1 protein-coding gene and 2 pseudogenes are annotated in these 4415 nt (G+C 50.5%); 2 read left to right on the forward strand and 1 reads right to left on the reverse strand.

Going from position 1 to position 4415, the window contains the following annotated elements:
- A pseudogene (locus tag DVH23_RS22945) lies at positions 1-408 on the reverse strand (IS5/IS1182 family transposase); the annotation flags it as partial.
- An 868-nt stretch (positions 409-1276) separates the two neighbouring features.
- On the opposite strand from DVH23_RS22945, the gene DVH23_RS22950 reads away from it, so the two are divergent.
- Both DVH23_RS22950 and DVH23_RS22955 read left to right on the forward strand, forming a co-directional pair.
- Positions 1277-2863, forward strand: coding sequence for an amidohydrolase family protein (locus DVH23_RS22950; RefSeq protein WP_232833907.1), 1587 nt, complete (start codon positions 1277-1279; stop codon positions 2861-2863).
- An 88-nt stretch (positions 2864-2951) separates the two neighbouring features.
- Positions 2952-3605, forward strand: a pseudogene (locus tag DVH23_RS22955) (IS6 family transposase).
- The last annotated feature ends 810 nt before the right edge of the window (positions 3606-4415 follow it).

The raw sequence follows: 4415 nt of genomic DNA on the forward strand, positions 1-4415 counted from the left end.
TGAGTGGAACGAGTAGTTCGCGCGGTCGCGGTAGTGATGACTGGTTTGATCGCGCTGGAAGCCACTCGCGTCAATGGCCGCTTCACCACTCCAGCCCGCCTGCTCCGCCGAAGCGCGGAGCAGGCGGCGGAGTTCACGCATCCGATACTCTTGTTCCCACCGGCAGAGCGAACTGTAGTGCGGTGCCTCATCGAGGTCAAACACAGCGAGGACGCCGGGCATCTCGTCAAGATAGTCTTCAGTATCGCGAAGGCTCTTCTCGAGTTCGATACGGAACAGAATTAACGCGATCTGTGCCCACTCAGCGTACCCGTCCGCGCCCTCCGGCGCGGCGGGTACGTCTGGATCATCAACGTGCTGTTTGGCAAGGTCTCGACACATCCGCGCCAGCCGTCTGAGCGATACCATATCGCCAGACGGCGTCCAAATCCTGGTGAGCTTGACGAAATCTTGCCGTGAGAGCGTCTGAAGCTGCCGTCAATCGGCAGCAAAACAAGGCAGTTCAACAAGTAATTCCAGGTGTACGCCATGATTGGCCCGTCGCATCTACAATCTAGTGTTAATGTGCGGATCAACAGTATGGAAATCGATGTGTATTCTATATAATAGAATGGTGGGATCGATTATCAGTCGACAATTGACAACGATATTGTAGCAATAATCCTTAACGAACTCGCTGTCTATTCATGCTGACCGGTTCCACACAACAGTATATCCGAGTAGGATACCCAGTATCTTCCCAACCGTAGACTGCATAGTTGGCTTTCGTCCTGCACCTCACCCCCGTTGTGTTACCGAACTGGTTGAATAACCAGAGTTGATGTGGGGTGGTACTCAGCCTTGTACGTTAGCCTCGACTGTTGAGTGATCCAAAAGGTATTGATCTCGTGCATGATGTCATCGACGTCGCGATCATCACTGTCTCAAACCCGAGAGTAGGTTTTAGACACCTTTTTCAGGGGGTGGTCCAAGTTCGCTCGAAGTAACCCTTGCCACCGTCTATGTCACGCTCTTACATCAATGTGCAAGACTGAGTAGGGTAGGTGAGTACCGCTGAATGATTCTATTGCCATTACAATAATACGTATGTAATAGATTCGTTCAACCAACGGTCGGTCACGTACAATAGTGGGATGTGGTCGTTACTGTTTTCTGTATAATAGAATCAATCTCGCAACTGAGGACGAATGTGGCGAATAATACGCCAAATTATACTCACATGTATGATATAAAAGGGATAGTCTTTTGAACGTTGGGGTCGATCATTACGACGATAATGACACTCTTGTTGAAAGACGCACGTATCGTCGATGGAACCGGTGCACCGTGGTATCGGGGAGCAGTGAGCGTTGTCGATGGACAAGTAGAGAACGTCGTTCGCGGGGCGGATCGCAACTCGTCTGTTACGGACGTTTACGACCTCAACGGGGCGGTACTGTGTCCTGGATTTATCGACCTGCACTCTCACGCTGATTTAGAGGTGTTACGTGATCCGTCGCTTGAACCAAAGATACGACAGGGAGTAACGACAGAAATCGTCGGGCAGGACGGCTTCTCTTACAGTCCAATGCACGCCGCGGACGGGCCAAAAGAGTTGGAACTGTACCTCCGGGGGCTGTCCGGCCGCTTCAATCGAGACTGGCCGGGAATGGAAATCGACGAATATCTTGAAGCCATCGAATCAGCCGATCCTGCTCCGAACGTCGCCACATTAGTCGGACACGGTACTGTACGATACAACGTGATGGGTTGGGAACCGCGTACAGCGACTGAATCGGAACTACGAGAGATGAGCGATCTCGTCGCAGAGAGTCTAAAACGAGGCGCCGTTGGATTTTCAACTGGTCTCGAATACTCGCCACATCGACACGCGACGACCCGCGAGGTTCAGACGCTTGCGGCGGAGCTTTCCCCCCATGGTCTCCCGTTTGTTGCTCATATCCGGAGCTATAGTGATCATATGTGGGATGCTCTGGACGAATTCATCGATATCGGGGCAGAAGAGGGAGTTCCAGTTCACTTATCGCATTTTAAACTCGGTGCTACGAAGCGAGGAAAGTCCGATAAAGCACTCCATCTCGTCACTGCAGCACGGGAACGCGGGGTGGATTTTACTGCCGATCTATATCCATATGTGCCCGGCAGTTCGATGCTGCTAGCTCTCGTCCCGACTTGGGCACATGCTGAAGGGCCGGAACGCTTGCTCGAGCATCTAGAAGACGATGACGCTCGTAAGCAGATGAAACGCGAGCTGGCTGAGGACGGAGGAAGCTGGGACATCGACTGGGATCAAGTGCGCATCAGCAACGTGGGATCAACGTCTAATGAGTACGTTCTTGGCAGGACGCTACACGAGATTGCCGCGGAACAACAGAAAGATCCCATAGATACCATGTGCGATCTCCTCGTCGAAGATGATCTCGAAGTTACAGTGGTACTCGGCTCCATCAACGGTTCGGACAAAGATATTTGTCGCGTACTCTCCAGTGAGTTGGTCGGAATCGGGACAGACGGTATCTTCGGTGATCGACCGCATCCTCGGGTAAACGGAACCTATCCGAGAATCCTCGGAGAATACGTTCGTGAACGGTCACTATTCAGTCTTGAGGAAGCTATACGCAAAATGACGTCGCTTCCCGCTCGGATCATGGGATTCGAGCGAAAAGGATTGATTCGGCCAGGAATGGACGCTGATATTGTGGTGTTTCAACCGAATCAGGTTGGAAGCGACGCCACAGTCAACCAGCCGAATCGGTTCCCGGACGGGATCGAACACGTCCTCGTCGACGGTCAGTTCGTCGTTCGCGACGGCGAAATAACCGAAAACAGACCTGGAAAGGCACTCTCAAGCGGATCATTCTAACGCAGTCGGTTTAGAACGACCACTAGATCCGTCCTTGGCGAAGAGAGATCCAAATTTAGTTTAGCGGGTTACACCAGATAATAAAAGCTTGGAGCCAGGTTTCGATCCTTGCTGGATCGACCTGGGTTTTGTGGAGCGAGAGCGGACATCGCGACGACTGATGACGCTCAGTATTCGACTCCATCTTGTTGTACTATCGTTTTCGAATACGGTTCTGGAATTCTAGAAGTTCGATATCGAACGGTCTCGGAAAGCCGTCCAGGATTGAGTACAGAAAGCCGGGTTACAGCCGGCCAGCAATGAGAGCCCGATCACGACGCACTCGACGAGATGGTGATCCGAATCAACAGTCAGCGGTTTTGGCTGTACGCTATTCTCGATCCTGAAACAAACGAATTCTCCTCTGTACGGCTGTTTACAATGACGACTACTGCACTCATTCAGCAATTTCTGCCTGAGATTCGTGAGAAACACAACGTCTCCGATACCGTGTTCCTCGTCGATCAACCCCAGCATCTCGCAGCGGCATTGCCCCAAACAGGACTCCGATTTTAACCCAAATGCCACGGAAATCGGTACGCTGTTGAACATATTTTTTTTAGATATAATAAATAGAATATCCTCATTCAATTATGGTTTCAACCATGCCGATCCAGCAACGGCCAATACGTGGCTTCAAACCTTCGCCATCTGGCGGAACTCGCTATACTACACACGATATTGTGAGTGTGCACAGTTCTAACTTTACTCTGCCGTAATGGAATTGTGGGGTAGTGGAATATTGTCGTCGTGATTCTAATAGCTCCGGAAACGGTGGAGGGTTAGGTACCCATAGGAAGTCTGTTATTAATAAGTTCCCACGGATAGAATCCAAATTTGTTGACGTCTTTCCAAGAATTGATCCACCTGGTATCATTACCAGCGTCGCATCCAGACCGTCGGGTACGCAATCCGTAAATGGGATTCTCTGGCTCCAACGACTGAGCCTGCGGAGGCCAGGAGGTAGCGGATGTCTGTTCCGCACCTTCGAGGCGATCCGAACGCGAACCTGTATGCCCAACTGAAGCAGGATGTCCTCAATCGTGTTCCTCATATCGCGGCAGTCGAGTACGTTCCAGACGATATTTGAGGTGGTGCGTTGCGCAGACCCCTCACTAAGCATGTCTACGAGCGTTACTCCCAGTCGCCTAAACGCACCCTTCATTTACTCAATTAGTTCAATTATACAATCTCACAAAATTCCCAACATTAAATAAACAACCAGTCACATATCCAATCATTTTTCTGAATGTCAATGGTAATGGATTATAGAAATATTACGAATGTACGATTGTAAAGGCATCCGGTGGATTCAGTCATTCCTCCGAAAAATTTGTGGCTAAGCCATCGAAGGGATCTTGATATTCTATCTTCATTAGTCGATAGTCGGTAGTTCCCATCGCTCCTGGTTTCTGACTCGATTTCTGGAGAAAAATGACCGAGATCAGCGTAATGGATTCAGTGAGTCGAACAAAGACGGCGGTCTCACGTCAGTGAGAGCGCCGTCACCCGA

Origin of the sequence: Saliphagus sp. LR7 (genome assembly GCF_003344565.1) — an archaeon.
Taxonomy (GTDB): domain Archaea; phylum Halobacteriota; class Halobacteria; order Halobacteriales; family Natrialbaceae; genus Saliphagus; species Saliphagus infecundisoli.

Bases quoted from the DNA above. Each gene is read 5' to 3' on its own strand.
- DVH23_RS22950 (WP_232833907.1), top strand. From the start codon at position 1,277: ATGACACTCTTGTTGAAAGACGCACGTATCGTCGATGGAACCGGTGCA.